This window comes from Bacillus sp. 3255 (assembly GCF_031456485.1).
Classification (GTDB): domain Bacteria; phylum Bacillota; class Bacilli; order Paenibacillales; family NBRC-103111; genus Paenibacillus_E.
In genome coordinates, this window is sequence record NZ_JAVDUS010000014.1 from 99,893 (window position 1) to 121,674 (window position 21,782).

At 44.8% G+C, this 21,782-nt stretch carries 10 protein-coding genes; all 10 read left to right on the forward strand.

Annotation, left to right across the window (positions count from 1 at the left end; genetic code table 11):
- Window positions 1-9 precede the first annotated feature (9 nt).
- The 10 genes from J2X61_RS20975 to J2X61_RS21020 all read left to right on the forward strand — a co-directional run bounded on the left by J2X61_RS20975 (window position 10) and on the right by J2X61_RS21020 (window position 21,767).
- Window positions 10-4,632, forward strand: a complete 4,623-nt coding sequence (locus J2X61_RS20975; RefSeq protein WP_310190261.1) for a discoidin domain-containing protein — start codon at window positions 10-12, stop codon at window positions 4,630-4,632.
- Window positions 4,633-4,735: 103 nt separating this feature from the next.
- Window positions 4,736-6,538, forward strand: coding sequence for a cache domain-containing sensor histidine kinase (locus J2X61_RS20980; RefSeq protein WP_274465744.1), 1,803 nt, complete (start codon window positions 4,736-4,738; stop codon window positions 6,536-6,538).
- Window positions 6,539-6,652: 114 nt separating this feature from the next.
- Entirely contained in the window at window positions 6,653-7,945 is a 1,293-nt protein-coding gene (locus J2X61_RS20985; RefSeq protein WP_274465743.1) for an ABC transporter substrate-binding protein, read from the forward strand.
- Window positions 7,946-8,022: 77 nt separating this feature from the next.
- Window positions 8,023-8,904, forward strand: a complete 882-nt coding sequence (locus J2X61_RS20990; RefSeq protein WP_310190264.1) for a carbohydrate ABC transporter permease — start codon at window positions 8,023-8,025, stop codon at window positions 8,902-8,904.
- Window positions 8,905-8,952: 48 nt separating this feature from the next.
- Window positions 8,953-9,732: a carbohydrate ABC transporter permease gene (locus J2X61_RS20995; protein WP_310190267.1), complete on the forward strand. Its 780-nt coding sequence runs from the start codon at window positions 8,953-8,955 to the stop codon at window positions 9,730-9,732.
- 52 nt (window positions 9,733-9,784) lie between these two features.
- Window positions 9,785-11,413 (forward strand): response regulator, encoded by a 1,629-nt coding sequence (locus J2X61_RS21000; RefSeq protein ID WP_310190269.1) that lies wholly within the window; start codon window positions 9,785-9,787, stop codon window positions 11,411-11,413.
- A 930-nt stretch (window positions 11,414-12,343) separates the two neighbouring features.
- Window positions 12,344-17,185, forward strand: coding sequence for a beta-galactosidase (locus tag J2X61_RS21005; protein WP_310190271.1), 4,842 nt, complete (start codon window positions 12,344-12,346; stop codon window positions 17,183-17,185).
- 187 nt (window positions 17,186-17,372) lie between these two features.
- Window positions 17,373-18,995 carry a response regulator gene (locus tag J2X61_RS21010; RefSeq protein WP_310190272.1) on the forward strand — a complete coding sequence of 541 codons (1,623 nt, stop codon included), beginning with the start codon at window positions 17,373-17,375 and terminating at the stop codon, window positions 18,993-18,995.
- Window positions 18,992-20,788 carry a cache domain-containing sensor histidine kinase gene (locus tag J2X61_RS21015; RefSeq protein ID WP_274465737.1) on the forward strand — a complete coding sequence of 599 codons (1,797 nt, stop codon included), beginning with the start codon at window positions 18,992-18,994 and terminating at the stop codon, window positions 20,786-20,788. The genes J2X61_RS21010 and J2X61_RS21015 overlap by 4 nt, the downstream gene beginning before the upstream one ends.
- Window positions 20,778-21,767 carry a substrate-binding domain-containing protein gene (locus tag J2X61_RS21020; RefSeq protein ID WP_310190274.1) on the forward strand — a complete coding sequence of 330 codons (990 nt, stop codon included), beginning with the start codon at window positions 20,778-20,780 and terminating at the stop codon, window positions 21,765-21,767. The genes J2X61_RS21015 and J2X61_RS21020 overlap by 11 nt, the downstream gene beginning before the upstream one ends.
- Window positions 21,768-21,782 lie beyond the last annotated feature (15 nt).

The window sequence follows — 21,782 nt, forward strand, 5'->3', positions numbered from 1 at the left end:
TGTCTTCTCATGGTGTTGGAGATCATATTTGTAAATGTACCGCTCGTAGCAAGTGCTAATCAAGGAAATATCGGGGGAAATGAGAGAACCGTATACAATTTTAATTCGGACTGGGGTTTTTATCGGGGAGACCTTGTTGGCGCTGAAGCGGCCCAATTTGATGATAGCGCTTTTGCTGCAGTAACCATTCCGCATACGATGAGGCTTGAAAAAAAACATGCCAATGGAGCGAACGCTGTTTATGCGGGGATTGGCTGGTATAGACGCTATTTTGCGATTGATGAAAGTTATAAGGGAAAAACGATCAATATTGATTTTGAAGGTGTAATGATTGATAGTGATGTTTATTTGAACGGCGAGAAAATCTATACGCACAATGGCGGTTATATAGGTTACTCCGTTGACGTCACCAACAAAGTAAAGTACGGCCAAACGAATGTGCTCGCGGTAAAAGTATCGAGTTCTGACAACCCGGATACACCGCCGGGCAAACCGCTTGCCAATTTGGATTTCCATTACTATGGCGGCATTTATAGAGATGTAACATTGAGAATCACAAATAAGCTGCATATTTCCGATGCTTTGCAGGCCAATAAAACAGCCAGCGGCGGTGTATTTGTCACTTACCCTAATGTGACAAGTTCAAGCGCCACAGTTAATGTGAAAACTCATGTCGTTAATGAGAATCAAGCTTCTGCAAACACTAGAGTTTTAAGCAAGTTAGTGGATAAAAATGGGGTTGTTGTCGCTCAAGACGAGACCGCCGCAACAAGTTTATCGGCAGGCGGGGATCATCAATTCACTCAAAACTTGACTGTTGCAAATCCACAGTTGTGGGACACTGCCTCGCCGTATCTGTATTCGCTTGTAAGCGAGGTTTACTCTGATTCCGGCTTGGTTGATACGGTTACGACGAAAGTAGGAATCCGAACGATTGCGTATAAGCCGGATGGCTTCTATCTCAATGGTAATAAGATTTACTTGCGTGGAGCGAATCGCCATCAAGCGTTTCAAAATGTAGGGGATGCAGCTTCGAATTCAATGCAGGTTCGCGATGCAATGCAGATCAAGGCAGACGGATTTAATGCCGTTCGTGCTACGCATTATCCCAACGATCCTGCCTTCTTGGATGCAGCCGATGAAATCGGACTCTTGGTTATCGAATGTCAGCCGGGATGGCAAAATTTCACTAATTCCACTAAATTTCGTGAATTAACGATCAGAGATACACGTGAAATGGTAAGGCGTGATCGAAACAGGCCTTCGGTTATTTTATGGGAAACTTCGTTAAATGAAACTTGGGTTCCTGAGGATTGGGCGCAAGAAGCAACTGGAGCTGCTCATGAGGAGTATCCAGGGAACCAAATTTATACAGCGGCTGATTATGGTCTGCGAGGATCGTACTATGACGTAAATTATAAAGTGGTTGATACCAACTGGAAGACAGACCCGAGTCAATGGACCGATTTTGATTCAAATAAACCCTTCTTTACTCGCGAGTGGGGAGATTTTGAAGAGTCCAGTAAAGCGTTGAGAAAAGAGGGTGAAGCTGCACAGATCACTCAAAATTTGACTCGGCAAAAATATTTAAATGGCAATGGATATTCGGACTGGGGCGGCCTTGACGCCAACGACCGGATTGGCGGTTACTTCCTCTGGAGCTGGAATGACTACATTCGCGGTTCAACAACGAAGACATTAGGAAGCGGTACGGTAGATATTGATCGTTATGAGAAATATGGTTACTATTGGCTGCAATCCATGCAGTCCGCAAGAGACCCGCTTTATGGTCCTATGGTATTTATTGCAAGCACTTATTCTTCTACATCAAGTCGTTCAGTTAACGTTTTCAGCAACGCTGATTCTGTGAAATTATACCAAAATAACGTGCTGGTAAAACAAATAACGAGAACAGAGGCTTCAAGCTCAGCTCCAAATATCGTGAAAAAAGGCGGAAGCCCCATATTCACATTCAATTTAAATAGCTTTATCCCGGGAGAATTAAGGGCTGAGGCCATCTTGGATGGACAGGTTGTTCAAACGCATACCGTTCGAACACCAGGTCAAGCAAGTCAAATCGAAATTGAAGTGAGAGATAGAGGGGTAAAACCGGTAGCAGACGGATCAGACTTAATCCCTGTCTACTTCAAGGTTGTTGATGCGAATGGAACCATTGTGCCGAATTACAGTGGTAAAGTTAACATATCAGTAACGGGTGAAGGGCAGCTTGTAGGCAGTGGAATCGCAAGAATAGGTGTGGAGGAACAGGTTGTAGAAGGAGGAATTGGCTTTGCATTCGTAAGAACTTCCGGTACGAGTGGAGCTATACAAATTAATGCCACTTCTGACGGACTTGTTTCTGGGAATGAGGAGGTAAGTACACTACCCTATCAAGGACAGTTTGTGCCAGATGGTCAGCATACGCCTTGGGTGGGTGGAGTTGAGAAATTAGAGTCCCCAGTAGACTCCGTTCAAAACATCGCAGTTGGAAAGCCAATCACAAGTTCTTCGGAGCAATCAGGAAACTTTGCTGTCAATGCCGTAGATGATGATGCATCTACGAAATGGACGGCTAATGGATCGTCTTTGCCACAATGGTTACAAGTCGATTTAGGTAAAGACTATTCGTTAACCGGCTTTAAGATGCTCTGGGAGATGAAAGCTGTTGCCTATAAATATTATATTGAAGTTTCAAAAGATGGTGTAAACTGGGATAAGGTGATCGACAGATCGGCCAATACCACGCCTAATGGAGCGGAAGAAACAGCTCTGGCTGATTCCCGGGGCCGATATGTAAGGTTAAAGATCGTAGACAAAATAACGGATAACTACTGGGCATCCTTGTATGAATTTAAAGTGATACCTGCAGATGATCAAGAACCGGGTGACATGATTCCGAATGATGCTATTCAAGTCATGAATGAATCAACGGCGTCTGAACCTGAGCGTGGCACCGATAAATTACGAGATGGCATTACAACGATCGGAACCGGATGGCTGGCCAAATCAACAGAACTGCCACAATCGGTTACAGTCAAGTTCAATGAGCCTCAAACGGTAGTCGGCAGCCGTATTTTTTGGGAGAAAGACAGTAATTGGTACACCTACGATTTGGAAGTATCAACCAATGGGCAAGTATGGCAAAAAGCATTGACTAATCTCAATGTAGGTGGGCAGACGTTCACACCGAAAGCATTCGCCAAGTCCTATAAAAATATCAATTATGTCCGTGTGACGATTAAAGATATCGTTGCCGGCGGCGGTTATCGTGTGGGTATGGCTGAACTGATTCTATATGGAAATGATTCTGCGTCTGATAATGCGCCGGTCGTCATACCACAATCACAAATGATAGCAACGGCGACTAGTCAGGAAACGGAAGGCGAAGATAATTCAGCCTACAATGTGTTGGATGGAAATAATGGGACTATCTGGCATACAAAGTGGGATGGGAGCAATCCGCTTCCGCAATCGATTACCTTGTATCTTGGCGGTGCATATCAAGTAACGAATCTCAAATATTTGCCAAGACAGGGAAGCAGCAACGGCATTATAACCGATTACAATGTTTATGCCAGCACCGACGGAAGGAATTATACGAACATTGCAAACGGCAGCTGGAGCAATGACAGGACGGAGAAGAACGTTCAATTCGCGACGGTAACAACGGCAACGTATGTGAAGCTGGAAGCCGTTCAGGGAGTGAACAATTATGCATCGGCCGCAGAGATTAACGTAATTGGCATTCCGGTCCCAACCGAGGTGCCTGTAACCGGCGTGCAGCTGGATAAACCGCAAGTCACGTTGAAAGAAGGTCAAACGGCAGAGCTGGTTGTAACTATGATTCCTGATGATGCAACCAATATGGATGTAACTTTGGCGAGCAGCGACGATACGGTCGCCAAAGTAGAGTTTACAGACGGCAAATTCGTGGTGACCGCCTTGAAAGAGGGAGTGGCGGATATTACAGTCACCACAGTTAACGGCAGCTTTACAGCAGTAAGCAAAATTACCGTACAGAAGGTCGATGTCACGCCAAACGCTTTGACGACGTTATCGGCACCAGGCACCGTTCGGACAGGTGAGGAATTCCTTGTACAGCAGGGGCTTAGCAGCGTCACGCAGAACGTCTACGCACAGGATATTAAGATGGACTACGATTCGAATGTTTTCGAATTCATCTCGGCTCGCGCTGTGAAAGACGGGATTCTGCTTGTAGATACCATGAAGGACACACTGGGCAAACTTCGGTTTATTCTTGCAAACGTAGGCAAGGCTTTGACAGGCGATACCGAAATTCTCGAACTGAAGTTCAAAGTCAAAGCGATGACGCGGCCGGCGACGGGAACGATTGCTGTAACCGACGCAACGCTGAGCGATGCGCAGGGAGCGGAATTGAAGGCGCAAGCGTCTAGGTTGGGCGTGAGCATTACGACACCGCCTCCGGGAATTCCAGGCGACATCAACCATGATAATAAAACAAGCATCGGCGATCTCGGCATCGTCGCAGCGAATTACGGCAAAACATCATCCAGCCCAGACTGGGAGCAAGTCAAGCGAGCTGACATAAATGGGGATGGCAAAATCGATATTGTCGATCTTGCGTTCGTGGCCAGCAAAATTATAGAGTAAGTCATTTAGTTAAAATGACGATAATAGGTGCATGGTGCGACGGTTGTTGCACCGTGCACCTAACTTTGTTTTAAGAATTCTGAATGGGACGAGGTTTATACAGATGAGCAGGTTAAGAAAACCGTGGAAAATCTCGACACTCCTTTATCTTCTTCTTTTTGTCATGGTGGTCGTCCCTTTGACAACGTTATCCACCATCATTTTACAGGTTTATAAGCGTGATTTATTAGCGCAAACAACCAATCGAACCTTGCAAACCTTACACTCCATTACCTACACTGCTGAACAGGAAACTAGGAAAGTGATGTATATCACGGCCAATATTGGGACGGATCAAGAAATTTTGACCAATGCCACACAGATGTCGCAAGCAGATAGCGGCAAAAATCAAACGAACATTGATTTTTTAAATTCAGCATTGACTCGGTATAATGCATCAATCAATAACTACATTCTTTCGGTAAGTTTCTTTTTCAAGCATGGAGGAGTCTTCTCTTATAATCGAAACTTGATCGAAGATTCAAATGTCATCCATCAAACGGATTGGTATGCAAAGACCCTTACCAACTCAAATCAGGTTCATTTTATTGGCTTGCAAAAAAATGTATTGTTCGATAGCGGAAAGCCTTATGTCATTACCGCAGCTGTTTCCCCCGAATTCATACCTGGACTGCAGACCGTCGAGTTGATTTACTGTGCTTTCAATCGCAGCTCATTTGAGAACTTATTACGGGGCAATCAAACTCATACCGTTGATTCTGATTTTCTAATCGTAGATAAAAATAGGCAAGTCATTGCTTCGAGCTATGGATTATCCAATATCAATCAGGTGGATGAGCATTTATATGAGAAAATTAATAACGATCAGGAAGGTCATTTTGTTTCCAAATTAGACAATACATCGATGCTCGTCACTTATGCAACCGTCCCCAATACCGGATGGAAGGTGATTCACCAAATTCCTTACAGCCAGCTTACGCAAACTTACGATCAAATTTTCAAAGCGGTAATCATTTTCACAATTGTATGTACCTGCGTGTTTTTGATGATCTCGTTTTCCATGGTGCGCAATCTGACGAAGCCGATCCATCTGATGGTCCGGAAAATGACAAGCGTGGTGGGAGGGAATTTGAATGCCAGGATTGCTGCTTCGGGGAGCGCCGAGATGGTAACGCTTGGACATACTTTTAACTATATGTTAGATCATATTCATCTATTAATTTTGCAGAACAAAGAGGAAGAGAGAGCAAAACGGATCGCAGAGTTTGACGCCCTGCAATCACAGATTAATCCTCATTTTCTAATTAATACACTAAATGTCATCAAGCTAATAGCGCTTGTAAATAAGGTAGACAATATCCGTAATATAACCGTAGCCTTAATGAAACTGGTCTCTTCAGCTTTTAATCGGGGGAGTACCCTGAATCCGCTTTCGGAGGAAATTGAGAATCTCAAGCATTATCTTTACATCATGGAAAACAGGTTTGGCAAGAAAATAAGTGTCGAGTGGCATGTAGCGGAAGAAACGTCATCTCTCTTTATATTGAAGCTGCTACTGCAGCCGATTGTGGAAAACTGTATTGTGCACGGGTTGGATGAGAAGGATATAGATGGGCAGATCCTGGTGAAAACAAGCATTGTCGAGGGGAGTTTGCATATAGAAATCGCAGACAATGGTGTCGGAATGGAGAAGGAACAACGGAATTCCTTTATGAATCAGAATCATGAGAATAAGTTCAGCGGCATGGGGATCTCCAATGTGAATCGTCGCATCCAATTGCAATATGGCGCGCAATTTGGTTTAACGATACAACCGAATGAACCGGAAGGTACGAAAATTGTGATTCGTGTGCCTCTTCTTACAACGAGGTCACAAGATAATGATCTGCAACAAAATGGGGTTTAAAAGGTGTAGAAAATATCATGTTTGTGTTAGATTCTATCATTTGTTTGCGTTTTTAAAAATTGTATGCTGATAGCAGGTTAATCACAACCTATTCACTGTAAAGGGGTGCTTCAATTGAGCAAGAGAAAATGGATGGCTTCATTAGGTATGGTTACGTTAGTCATGGCAAGCGTGGTATCAGGCTGCGGAACAAAAACAGAATCTAATCCGGCAACAGCTCCGGCAGCTACGCAAAATGCGCAAGAACCGGTCAAGCTGAAATTCGCCATGTGGGAAGCGCAAGGGGATCTCGACTTCTGGACAGAGAAAGTCAAAGAGTATTCGAAGTTGAAACCGAATGTCAATGTAGAAGTGCTCAAAGTACCGGATAATAAAGGGCAATATTTAAAGGTTAATCTTGCGGCTAACGATTTGCCGGATGTCTTTTACATGAAACCGGCAGCATTGCAAGTTTATAAACAAGCTTTACAGCCGCTCGATGATTTGCCGGTAACGAAAGATAATAAATATGTAACAAAGATTGATGGCAAAACGCTAGGTCTTCCTTTGGTTTCTTTTTATGAAGTTGTCTACTACCACCCAAGTATTTTCAAAGAGCTGGGCTTAGAGATTCCGAAAACAATGCCTGAATTCATAGCTTTATGCGAGAAAATTAAGGCCGATGGGAAATACGTTCCGCTTTCCCTTGGTATGAAAGATAGCTGGACCTCTTATCCGTTTATGGAATTCGGACCGCACGTGCTATCCGGAGACGAAAGCTTTCTGACAAATCTTCCGAAAAACGAAGCGCCGTTCGCGGCTAACTCTTCCTTTGACAAGGCTGCCAAGTTCCTGCAAGAAATTTCAAACGAAAAACTGGCAGGTCCAGATCCATTGTCCATTTCTTTCGATCAGCAGACACAAGCATTCGAAGCTAAGAAAGCTGCGATGACCGCGCTAGGCCAATGGTATTACCCAGGATATCTCGATAAAGTGAAATCAGAAGATGATCTTGGTGCTTTTGTTATGCCTTGGAGAAGCAGTGAAAGCGAACCGCTTACAGCGATGACGATGTCCGATATGCACGTTGGCATTAGCAAAAACTCGAAAAACCTTGAAGAATCAAAAGCATTCTTGCAATGGGTTTTCAGCCAGCCGGTTTATGGAGCTTATCTGAATACTAGCAAACAAATGTCTACGATGAGTAATGTAAAAAGTGACAATGCTTTCTTTGATAAACAAGCAGAGAAGGCACCTTTCAAACCGTTTGTGTACAATGCAAGCGATGAAATGTATAACAAGGTGAAAGCCGCCGCTCAATATGACCCTAGTATGGTAGCTCAAGATATTTTTGCCGGGAAGTCGATTGACAAGCTTGAAGCCGATTTGAACAATAAGTGGAAAAAGGCTATCGATTCCAGCAAATAATTCGTGATCATTCAAAGAGAAGGTGCTACTTTGCCATTGGGAATAGCACCTTCTTCTTACAATCAGGAGTGAAATGAATGAATTACAATCTGCAAAAAAAGGTAACGATCGTTACTTTATTATTCGCACCAGTTTCGCTGCTCTTATTATTTCTTCTCTATCCAACCATCGAATTGGTTAGATACAGCTTTACGAACTGGGACGGGTTCAGCCCAACCTTTAAATACTTGGGTTTTGACAATTATACAAGGGTATTGTTTGATTTTCCGGAAGCTTGGCACGCGCTGAAAAATAACGGTCTTTATTTTATTATTCATACATGTATGATTCCCGTTGAGCTCGTGGCAGCTGTACTGCTAAATCGAAAACTGCTGGGAAGTTCATTTTTCAGATTCACTGTTCTCATGCCCTATATCATTAATGGGATTGCAGTAGCTTATATGTTTACTTATATTTACAATCCCGTGAATGGACCGTTAGATGCATTTCTGAGAGCTGTAGGCCTGGAGTCATTTATTACTGGCTGGATCAGCAATGTGAATGTCGTTAATTACTCGCTGGTAGCCGTATCGGTTTGGCGCTTCTCAGGGGTTCATATTCTTCTTTTTATGGCAGGACTTCAATCGATCCCTCATGATTTATACGAATCTGCGAAGTTAGACGGGGCTAACTTTTGGCAGCAGCAGCGTTACATTACGTTGCCAGGTATTCGGCGCGTTGTTGAAATTATATTGTTCCTGAACATTTCGGGAGCACTGCTTCAATATGATATTCCTTTAGTTATCACCGGTGGCGGACCGGGAATTGAAAGCAGCACATTCGGGCTGTTTGCGTTAAGTACTGCATTTAAAAACAACAGCTACGGTCTTGCCTCTGCGATGGCTATCATACTCTTACTTTTGGTTATTATTCTCTCCAGAGTGCAGCAATGGTTGATTAGAGATAGGAGTGAGCTTTAGGTGGTACGTATTCTAAGCCGAACCATATATTACATGTTATTCATAGGTATGGCTGTTATCGTGTTTGTACCTATGCTGCTCATTTTTTTCGGGTCGTTTAAAAACAATATGGAGCTGGCTGCAACATCTCCGTTTTCCTTGCCATCTAATTTTTTGAATCTGGATAATTACAAAGTTGCTATTACCAAGGGCCAGTTGTTACGAGGCTTGCAAAATTCATTTTTATTAGTAGGTATAAGTATTGTTGGCAACGCACTGCTTGGAACAATGACAGCTTATATATTGAATCGCTTTCAATTTGTTGGCAAGAAGATCATTGTTTCATTATTTTTGTTTGCGATGGTGATCCCTACCTATACGACTGAAATTGCTCGGTTTCAATTAATTCATAAGCTTGGAGCTTATGATACGATCTGGGCACCAATTATTATCTATGTGGGCACGGATATTTTGCAAATTTATATTTACATGCAATTTTTGGAGAAAATTTCAGAGCAGCTGGATGAAAGTGCCATGCTGGACGGCGCATCTTATTTCCGAATTTACAGATCCATTATTTTCCCTTTGCTGCTCCCAGCGACAGCCACGCTTGGCATTCTTAAGGGAGTAACCATCATGAACGATATATTTGTCCAACAGCTCTATATGCCATCCCGAAAGCTATTAACGATTGCTACCTCCTTAACCAGTTATGTTGGCGACCATAGTTCAGATCTGGCTTCCTTATGTGCAGCCATCATGGTCGCATTATTCCCGAGCGCACTGATCTATCTCCTTTTCCACAAATATATCTTTAAGGGAATGATGGACGGTGCGATTAAAGGGTAATTAGCCTAACAGGAAAATTTCCATTGGAGATGATGTATGCTTGTATAAAGTCATGATCGTAGACGATGAGCCACTTGTCAGGTTGGCCATGCACCAATTGATTTTATGGAAAGAACTTGATATGGAGATTGTAGCTGAAGCCGATGATGGCATGGAAGCTTTGGCTATTTTGCAAGATCGTAATGATATCGATATTTTGCTGGTAGATATTCAGATGCCTAAAATGAACGGTGTTGAACTGCTAAATTCAATTCAATCCATAGATTCAATGAAAAAGCCGATTCCAATAATCCTAAGCGCATACAGTGATTTTAGTTATGTTCGTGAAGCCTTTCTGCTTGGAGCCTTTGATTATATTGTGAAAGTAGATATGGATGAAGAGCACATGCTGCCTGTTCTGCAAAAAGCACGCCAAAAGTTAAAAAAGCTGAATACTTTGAATGAGTTGCAAATAACCCATCAATTGGAAAAAAAAGAAGGTCCGGACAGAGTGATCGTCCAGCTTCTCACTTTAGATATCCAATCTAATGTTAGGGAGTATTCCCGAATCGTTTCTGATGTGTGCAATTGGCTGGGCGAAATCAATCAAGTGGCCGTTGCGGTGTCGCTTTATAGCCCAGCGGAGATGATTTCGAAGACGGCGATTAAGCAGACGATTAAAACCGAGATGGACTCGGCGTTCTTGAAGCATATCGTTCATTGTGAGGACGCGAACGAAATCATCATTCTGTTAACCGTTCCACAGCTCAGAAGTGAAACAGCCATTCGTAAACTGATTCACACTACGCTTTCATTGATCAAAACCAGACTTGAGCAATATATGAACGTCCGTGTAGCAATGGGAATTAGCGATACGGCTGATGGGAGCATGCATTGGCAAAAGTTAATGAATCAGGCACGAAGCCTAGTTTCTTTGCGCTTTTTTGAAGGCTATGACAAGTTCTTCTATCCAGAGAGTGAAATCAAATTGGGCATGGAACCTAGTCCTGATCTGCGAGATACTCTAAAAGCCAAAGGCATTGAAATTGTACGTTTGCTTGAGCTGGAGAATGGACCGCAATGGGAGCTTGAATTTGACCGCTATGTGATGCTCTTGAAACAAAAAGCAAGATTTGAAGTCCAGGAAACAAGGTTGATACTCACCGATTTCCTATGGGAGCTTGGCTCATTACTGTACGCGCAAGAAGTTCGTTGGGGAGGTGTGTTTGACCATAGTCATCCCTTTGAACAACTGAAGGATTTTCATACCCTTGAGCATACATTACAATGGATCAAGCAGGTTTGTTCAGATATTTATCGTTATATTCATGAGCTAAGCTCGAAAGCAAATTCGCCCTATAGTATCGTTGAGAAGGCGAAAGAATTCATTCATCAGCATTATTGTGAGGAATTAAGTCTAGGTATGGTTAGCCAATGGGTTGGGGTCAGCGAAAATTATTTAAGCAGGTTATTTATGCAAAATGTCGGCGAGAGTTTTATTCAATATGTAACGAACTTACGTATCGAAGAGTCTAAACGCTTGTTAAAAAAGGGATATAAAATCGTTGATCTGTCTGAAAAAATCGGTTACGTGAATGCGGAGCACTTTAGCCGAGTGTTTAAGAAGGTCACGGGTGTAAGTCCGAAGGTTTATAGGGAAAGATTTGGTTTAGCTGCAGAAATGAAAACCAATCAAAGATAATCTTCGAAGTATTGTCTCTAACTGATAGGGTCAGCCAGCGATTGCCGGCTGACCTTTTTGGTGTGCCGCGCATGGCGGTTAACTAGGTGGTGAAAGTCCACTATGGGGGTTTGTAGTTACCAACCATTAGCCAAGAGCAAGGGTGTCCACCGTGAGGTGGAATCTGAAGGAAGCTGGAGGCAAGGAGAACCTCCAAAAGCCCAATCCTCGATAAATCCCTCGGAAACAACACCATCAAAGGTTTAGGATTCCTTTTCTTTTCAGATTATTATCGACAAGTAACTGCGTGAACTAAGGAACCGCCGTATACCGAACGGTACGTACGGTGGTGTGGGAGGTCGGCTACTCAACTAATGGGTAGCCTCCTACCCGATTGTCAAGAACAATGTGTCTTAAAGGGGGATGAAAAATGAGGGGTGTTTTGTAGCGTTTTAGTGCAAATTTAAATTCTCAAAGGATGTTTCTTGTAATGATTGAAAAAAAGAATGAATCGGTTTGGGAGGCTGCCGTTGCGGCAACGATCAATACATCTGACCCTACTAGCGGAAGATCCGCAGAACGTCAAAGTAACGGATTATCCAGTTCAATGGTTGCTGAATCAAGCAGTAAATCATTGAGGAAGCATGGCGATGCCAGGTGCGATAATTGTCGCACTATGCACCTGCATTTGTTTCAGACTTATTGCATTAAAATATCATGTTTAGTTGGAAAAAGATCATGTGAATGCGCTTGCAAGTAATTTAAAATTATAGTAAGAATCAAAAAAGAGGAGGGCCTAACCATGCATTGATTCAATGAAAAAGCTTGTTTTGGAAGCGCTTCAAATGTGAGGGAGAAAAATTGAAGGCATATAAGGTGTAACTAAAATGAAGTAGGAGAGGTGCAGTCTCATTGAAGGTAAGAATCCTTAGTTTTGTTCTGGCAAGTTTAATGGCATTTGTGAATTTTCTTGCAATTTTGCCTGCTTCAACTGAAGCGTCTGCTGCAGAAATTGTTCCTAACGTCCCTGAGGTGTCAGTTACTTCAGGACAACCCCATACTGTATCTTGGGATAAGTATTCACTAAAAATTGATGATCAGCGCGTTCCGATCTGGTCGGCGGAATTCCATTACTGGCGCTTGCCAAGCCAGCAAATGTGGCTTGAAATCTTACAAAAAATTAAAGCGTCAGGCTACAACGCCGTGAGCATTTACTTTGATTGGGGGTTTCACTCCCCAAAACAGGGCGTCTATGATTTTACCGGTTTGCGGGACATTGATGCTCTGCTCAAAATGACACAGCAGGTCGGACTGTATGTGATCGCGCGACCTGGTCCCTATATTAATGCGGAAACGGATTCGGGCGGCTTCCCGGGTTGGCTGCAGAATACTAGCGGCGAAGCAAGAACAACGGCCGCCGATTATACTGCAGCGTACCGAGAGTGGCTCTCCGCTGTCGATCCGATTCTGGCTCGTCACCAAATTAACAATGGTGGGAACATTATCTTGTATCAGACGGAGAATGAATACTTCGGTAAAGACCCGCAGTACATGCAGGACGTGATCGATAAGGCGAAAGCGGACGGCATTACGGTGCCTACCTTCCATAACGATGCAGGCTTATGGGGGTTATGGGCTTCCGGTAAAGGCGCTCCGGATATTTATTCTTTTGATGCGTATCCACAAGGATTCGACTGCAGCAACCCGACGGCTTGGGGGGCAGTGCCAACTGGAATTGAAAGCGGTGTTCATACAGCATCGCCCAATAGTCCGATTTTCTTGGCAGAGTTTCAAGGCGGCGCCTTCGATAAATGGGGCTCTTCCGGATATGGCTTTGGCAAGTGCAGGGAGAAGACGGGCCCGGACTTCATTAATGTATTCTATAAAGGAATTTTAAGTCAGGGTGCGACGTTAATGAACTCCTATATGGGATATGGCGGAACGAACTGGGGCTGGCTGCCGTCGACGACCATGTATACATCCTATGATTACGGCGCCCCGATTGATGAAGCTTTACAACTGACACCGAAAGCGTATGCGATGAAGCGGATCGGATATATGCTGCATGCAGTGAATCCGTTTGCAAAAACGGACCGCATCGACAACATAACTGCATCCAATATGAGTATTCTCGTCAACGCAAGGAAAAATCCGGATAACGGAACGGCGTTCTGGACACTGCAGCATGCATCTTCGGGGTCCTCTGTCAATGATACGACGAAGGTGACGATTAATGGTCAGGACGGGACCTTTACGATTCCGCAAAAAGCAAACACTTCGATTCGCATCAATGGGCGAGATGCCAAAACGCTCATTTCCGGTTATTCATTCGGTGCTCAGCGACTTATCTATTCCACATCCGAACTGCTGACGAATACAACCATTAACAATCAGGATGTTGCTGTTTTATACGGACGCAATGGCGAGGACGGCGAGACGATGCTTCGCTTTGCAAATCAACCGACGGTTGAGGTACTTTCAGGCAATGTGAGCCAGACCTATAATAAATCTACAGGCCAGCTGCGTTTAAACTATACACACACGGGAATGGCTAAGATCAAAATAACCGGCGGCGGCAGCGCACGCGATCTCATGTTATGGATCGGAACGGATGAAGAGGCCGACCGTGTTTGGTTGAATCAGACTGACAATGGTCCGGTGCTTGTGAGAGGGCCATATCTCGTCCGCTCCGCCTCGACATCCAACGGGACGTTGGCGCTGACAGGAGATACGGAAGCTGAAACGGGGATCGAAATATTGGCAGGTGGAGTCGGCAGTATTACTTGGAATGGGGGTACACTTCCTCTTACCGTTCTCCAGGATGGTTCAAGCTTATCGCAATTAAGCGGTCCGCCAGCTGTACAGCTTCCTGCGCTAACGGGGTGGAAGTTTATGCCTGAGGCGCCTGAGAAGTTGCAGAACTTTGACGACTCCAACTGGACCAATGCGAATGCATCGAATTTGCAAATGGACAAGTATGGTTTTCATTACGGTTATGTGTGGTACCGGGGGCATTTTACTGCAACCGGCCAGGAAACGGGGATATCACTTAGCGCAAAGCCAGGCCATGCAGGACGTTATAACGTGTGGTTAAACGGCACCTTTATTGGGGGCAGTAACGCAGACAAAGCATTTACATTCCCAGCCGGTGCTTTGAAGACTGGACAGGATAACGTAATTAGTGTGCTGATCGTGAATATGTCCCATGATGAAGACTGGGCGTCTAATGAATCTTGGCGAGATCCAAGGGGCGTCATCTCCGCGACAATGAGTGGCGCTACAACAGCGATTGCATGGAAAATTCAAGGCGCTCAGGGCGGGGAGAATGTCGTTGATACGACTCGCGGCATATTTAACGTCAGTGGACTTTATGGCGAGAGAAACGGCTGGTATTTGCCCAATTACGATACCTCCTCATGGAGCAATGTCACCCTTCCGCACGATTGGTCGGCAGCTTCCGTTTCAGGCGAAGGCGTAGGCTGGTATAAGACACAGTTTAACTTAAGTATCCCTGATAATGTCGATGTGCCGATAGGCATTCATTTTGATAAGTTAGGGACGAAATTATTCAAGGCACAGCTGTTTATTAACGGCTGGAATATGGGTTTATATTCTAATAACGTAGGCCCGCAGAACACGTTCTTCGTGCCGAAAGGTATTCTTAATACGAACGGCATCAATGATATTTCGATCGCGGTTTGGGGAGAGGGTACAACGGACGGAGGACTCGGCAATGTGACGCTTGCTCCTTATGGCACCTACAGCAAAGCTAGCGGAGGAGTAGCAGCTCAAGGAGAATGGGACAGCATTTCGATAGATGACAGCGTGCTGGGGACAAGTTCCAATCAATTGAATTACGTTGGTGCTTGGTCCCGAAATTCAGGCAACGGTTCGATTTTATACAATAGAACGAATAGCTGGTCTAATACCACGGGGAATACAGTTTCGATGAAGTTTAACGGCACGGGTATAAAGGTGTATGCCGTTAAAGATAGCAATAATGGAATCGGAGCGGTGTCGATTGATGGCGGTCCGGAAACAATGGTCGACCTCTATACACCGGTTCGCGATGGCAATCAGCTTGTATATAGTAAATTGGGATTGGCCAATGGCCAGCATACGGTGACGATTCGAGTGACGGGTACCAAGAACCCGAGCAGTGTGGGGAATTATTTCGTTTTGGACCGCATTGAGGCGATCATGCCGGCCGCTCCGGCTAGTGACCAGACAACCATTGAAACTCCAATCCTTGGTTTACGTATCAATGGCAGCAATTTTACAAGTTTCGATCCTCTGAATCCCAGCTATGACGTGAAACTGATTCGGGGGAGCGCACTGCCGATCGTAGAAGCGGTGAAAACAAACGATTCTATTCATGCACAGATCGAACAAGTTACAAGCTTGCCCGGCAAAGCGGTGATTACTGCCATATCGGGAGACGGTCTGACCACTTATAAGTATGAAGTGAATTTTAATGAAGTCGATCCATATCTCAGCGATTTGAATTGGACAAGTGCGACAACGGGATGGTCGACGATTAAGAAGGATCTAAGCGTGGATGGCAATCCCATTAAAGTTCTTGGAGCTTCAGGAGTCGTTACCTATGAGAAGGGGATAGGGACGCATGCCAATTCGGAAATTGTATATGATCTCCCTGCAGGAATGTATCAAAGATTCACAGCAGTGGCAGGTGTCGATCAAGAGATTTCAGGCAGCAGTGCTACAGTGATGTTCCAAGTGTGGCTCGATGGCGTGAAAAGTTTCGACAGCGGGACAACGGCGATGAGAAAGTCAACTGTAGCTGTACCGATTGACATTGATGTTACTGGCGTTCGACAATTAAAATTGGTTGTAACGGATGCGGGAAATGGCATCGGTGAAGATCATGGGGACTGGGCGGATGCCAAACTGATTCCAATTGTCAAAAGCAGTGACGCTACACTCAGCAGTTTGAAAGTAAATGGAGCTAGCGTGAATAGCTTCGATCCGAGTACGCTTTCTTATGAAGTTCAACTGCCAAAAGGTTCGACAATCGTTCCTGAAGTGACCTATGTTACGAATGATCCGAATGCGACTGCGGTTGTTCAAGCAGCAACTTCACTTCCAGGCACAACTTCGGTTGAAGTGACGTCAGCTAATGGGACGAAGAAAACGTATGTGATCAAAATTACGGTACAGGCAGGCGATGTCACGCCCAATGGCGCTTTAACGACGCTATCCGCAGCAGGTACCGTTATGGCAGGCGGGGAATTCCCTGTACAGCTAGGTCTGGGCAGCGTCACGCAAAGCGTATATGCAGAAGATATGAAGATGGACTATGATTCGAGTGTTTTTGAATTCGTCTCGGCCCGTGCCGTGAAGGAAGGCGTTCAACTCGTAGATACGAAGAAAGATACTCCGGGCAAACTTCGGTTTATTATCGCTAGCATTGGCAAGGCAGTGACAGGCGATGCAGAGATTCTAGAACTGATGTTCAAAGCCAAAGCTGTGACGCAGCCGGCGACGGGAACGATTGCTGTAACCGACGCAACGCTGGGCGATGCGAAGGGAGCGGAAACAAAGGCGCAAGTTTCTTCGGTGGGCGTGGGCATTACAACGCTGCCTCCGGGAATCCCGGGCGACGTCAACCATGACAATAAAACCAGCATCGGCGATCTTGGCATCATAGCAGCGAATTACGGCAAAACCTCTGCCAGCCCGGATTGGGAGCAAGTTAAGCGAGCAGACGTAACTGGCGATGGCAGAATCGATATTGAAGATTTGGCATTCGTTGCCAGAAAGATGATGGAGTAAATCATTCAGATAACAGTACAAAAGCCAACCAGCGATTACTGGTTGGCTTTTGTATCCTTGGTTGATAATTGTCGGGGGATTTAGATAAAAAATGATGGGTAAATTGCAGGAAATATCATTCATTTTGCGCCGAATTTCGAGTAGAATCACTTGATAATCCATAAGAAGAAGAGGGCAGGTGCTCATCATGTACAAAATCATGATTGTGGATGACGAATCAGATGTACGGGAAGGCATCAAAGAGAGTATCGATTGGGAGCAACACGGTTTTGAGTGCATAGGCGATTATGCGAGTGGAAGAGAAGCTTTGGAAGCAATCGCAGAACTGAGACCGGATCTGGTCATTTCCGATATTTGCATGCCGTTTATGGATGGGATCGAGTTGACCCGGAACATTCAGATGTTATATCCCTATATCAAAGTAATTATCCTTACCGCTCACGATGAATTTGATTATGTCCAAAAGGCTCTGCGGTTAAAAGTATACGACTTTATCGTAAAGCCGATTACTGCATTTGAGCTTCGAGGTCTTCTGGATAAGGTGAGATCGGACATGGACAAGGAAGCAGAGCATCGAGAAAATCTGACCGATCTCAAAATACAGCTTCAGCAGAGTTTGCCGTTATTAAGGGAACGTTTTCTTGAGCAGATGGTAAGCGGCACCCTAAAAGACAGGCACATTCAAGAGAGGCTACACTATTTCCGCATTCCGGCAATGCTCCCTCCTTATCTGGTTACAGCCATTGACATTGACGAATTCAGTGAAATAACCAAAGGCAGATGGGATAACGATCCGGAGCTTCTCCGTTCTGCGGCATACAATATTGTACAAGAGGTCATAGAAGGCAAAGAAGCGGTGATCTTCCGTACAAGGGAAGAACGCATGGTAGTCGTATTTTACGGTAAATCGGAAGAGGTGCTGTATGACGCGGCTTTCCATTTAGCAGAGGTCATACGATTTTGTATTGAGAAATATTTGAAATTCACGGTTACCGTTGGTCTCGGTACATCATGCAGCGCATTAAGCGAGCTGTCTATTTCTTACAAGGGGGCAATATCCGCATTGGATTACCGATTCCTGCTGGGGGCTAATCGTGTTATTTCCATTCAAGATATGGAAGGTGCGCATAACTCCATGCATAGGCTGGACACGGAATGGAACCGAAGGTTCGCCACCATGATCAAAACAGGTACGAACAAAGAATCTCATGCCCTCATTGAACAATTAATCTTCTCTTTGAAAGCCTCATTGATGCCTATCGATGCCTGTTACCTGCAGATTCAGTCGATCCTTATTGCGATTTTGAATACGATTCATGAGTTAGTCGGAGATGAAAGCGCTCACTTTAAAGGACATGAGTTGATATTCAAAAATATGAACCGTTTAAAAACGTTGGAAGAGATCGAGCAATGGCTCCAGGAAATTTGCAAGGAAGCGATTGCCTACATTGCGGGACAGCGGAATGATTTGACGAAAATGCAGGTCCAAAGTGTTATTGATTATATCGAGAAAAATTATCATAACGAGGATTTGACGATCCATGATCTTTGCCGCCACGTACATCTCAGTAAAAGCTACTTCAGTTCCGTGTTTAAGCAGCATACGGAACAAACGATCATGGAGTACGTAACGCGATTCCGGATTGACAAAGCTAAAGATTTGCTTCGGCATACCCCCATGAAATTTTACGAAATCGCCGCGAAGGTGGGTTACGGCGATCCCAACTACTTCGGTGTACTCTTCAAAAAGCATACGGGGACAAGTCCCACGGAGTACCGAGAAAAGCTCGCGAAGGAGACGGCCGGATGAAAAAAGGACGGGAAGCGGGACTTCAACTCTTTAAATTTCGAAGCATTCAATCCAGCATTTCCGTCGCCTTCTCGTTATTGATCCTGGGATCAATTACGATCACGAGCTTCATCTCTTATCATTTGTCGGCCCAAGCTGTTGAAGGGAATTCGGAGCACTACATTTCGGAAATCATACAGCAGGTAAATAGTAACATTCAGTCATACATCACCAATATGGAGAATATCGGGATGCTCGCTTCGGCGAACAAAGATGTGAAGTATTATATATCGGGCACAAGCTTCATTAGCGAAGAGGAGCGAAGGCCATATGAGAAAAGAATATCCGATCTGTTTCAATCGATTCTGATTTCCCGCAAAGATATTGCCTCGATCATGATTTTCGGCTATAACGGCCGGTTCGTCTCCGACCGCAGAATCACAAGCTTGAATGAGAATACCAGAATTGAAGAGCAGCCCTGGTACCAGCGTGCGCGAACCGAGGGAGGCAAATCCGTCATCACGGCCCCGCATGTCCAAAATATAATCCAAAACGAGTACCGCTGGGTCGTATCCTTGAGCCGGGAACTGAAAAACGCTGACGGCATTACGGGGGACGGCATTTTTTTGGTTGACTTGAATCTGAGCGTGATCAACGAAATTTGCAATCAGATTAACCTTGGACCAAGAGGGTACGTGTTCATCGTCGATAAGGACGGGAACATCGTCTATCACCCTCAGCAAAAGCTCATTACTAGTAATCTCAAAACGGAGTTGATCGATAAAGTAAGATCAGCCGATAGCGGCAGCTTCGTTACGGGGGAGGGCAACAGAAAACGGATTTATTCGATCCAAGAAGCTCATTTCGGGTGGAAGATTGTCGGAGTTGCCTATGCGAGCGAACTGATCGCCAATCAGTATCAGATCAAGTTATCTTATTTCTTATGGACGATACTGGCGCTGGTCATTGCGCTGTATCTCTCTTTTACCGTCTCCCGGCATCTTTCGCGACCGATCAAAGTGCTGCAGAGCAGCATGAAGCAGGTGGAAAAAGGCAACTTCGACATTCGCTCTGAAATTCACAGCGAGAATGAAATCGGCCAGTTGGGCCGGGCGTTCAATATGATGGTAGGCAGAATCAAAGATTTAATGAGCCAACTCATTCAAAACGAGGAAGTCAAACGAAAGAGCGAAATGAAGCTGCTGGAAGCGCAGATCAATCCTCATTTTTTGTACAATACGCTCGATTCGATCATCTGGATGGCGGAATGCAAGAAGCATGAAGAGGTTGTTTTGATGACTTCTTCGTTAGCAAAGCTGTTTCGCGCCATTATTCATAAAAATGATGAAACGGTCCCCGTTCGAGTAGAACTGGAGCATATTACCAACTATTTGCAGATTCAAAAGCTTAGATATAAAGATAATCTTGACTTTGCTATCGACGTGGATCCGGACATTCTTGAGCATCACATTCCTAAAATTATTTTGCAGCCTATTGTGGAAAATGCGATTTATCACGGAATTAAAAATAAGCTGGAGCCAGGTGTGATACGAATCACCGGGAAGGCGCAAGGAGAAGCCATCGTGTTTGTCGTTGCAGATAACGGGGTCGGCATGGAACCGGACAAGCTGAATCAAATTTTGAAGGCGAAGAACGGAACCAAGAAAGGAATCGGGGTCAGCAATGTGGATGAGCGGATCAAGCTGTTTGGTCATGAGTATGGCATCAGCTTTAACAGCGAGCGGTGGGTAGGCACCGAGGTTACGATTGTAGTTCCCTTGAACGCTCGGAAAGGAGTATCGGATGGCGCATAAGAACCCCGTACTTTTGGCCGTACTGCTGGCTGTTCTTATTGGACTGCTGGCCGCGCACGTCGTTGATACGTTTCGTTTGATGAATCCAAGGAAATATGAAATTGCTGTCGTGCTGAAAACGAACAATATTCGCTCCGTCTATTGGCAGATGGTAAGCAGCGGCGTGAAAGCCGCTTCGAAGGAATTCGATATCCATGTCAGCATTACTGGGCCGCTATCCGAGACGGATACGGACGAACAAATCCGCAATTTGAATGATGTGCTGGCCGGAAAGCCCGACGCTATCATCCTTGCAGCGACCGATGCCGTAAAGCTCGCGCCGATGGCTAAGAAAATAAAGGAATCAGGCGTTAAACTGATTTTAATCGATTCGCTTATCTATAACGCTGATGGAGAAAGCCTGATTGCTACCGATCATATTGAAGCGGGAAAGAAAATCGGCATGAGCTTTGCGGGCTTACGAAATGGCGGACCGGCGAAAGTGCTGACGATTAGCGACAGCAAGAGCGCTTTGGCTGAACAGGAACGTGTGAAAGGATTTAAAGAAGCCATTGCAAGCCTTGCCGGCGTTGAACATGCAGGTACTTTTTATTTTGATTCAACCGAAGACGCAGCCTATGAGCAAGTCAAAAAGCTGTTGTCCTTGTTCCCGGACATTCAGGGGATAGCCGGATTGAATGAAGACGCCACGTTAGGGGCCGCAAGAGCCCTCAAAGAATATAAACGGACCGATAACGTAAAACTCGTCGGTTTCGATAGCTCCGTTTATCAAGTCAAGCTTTTGGAAGAAGGCCGTTTGCAGGCAATGATCGTGCAAAAGCCGTTCAACATGGGGTACTTGTCGGTAGAAACAGCTGTAAAGGTTTTGAAGGGGATTAAAGTCGAACCGTTCCATAAGATGGAGGCGTTAGTCATCACCAAAGCCAATATGTATACGCAGCAAAATCAAGAGCTGCTCTTTCCTTTAGTGGAGAAGTAACAATAGGGTGGAGGA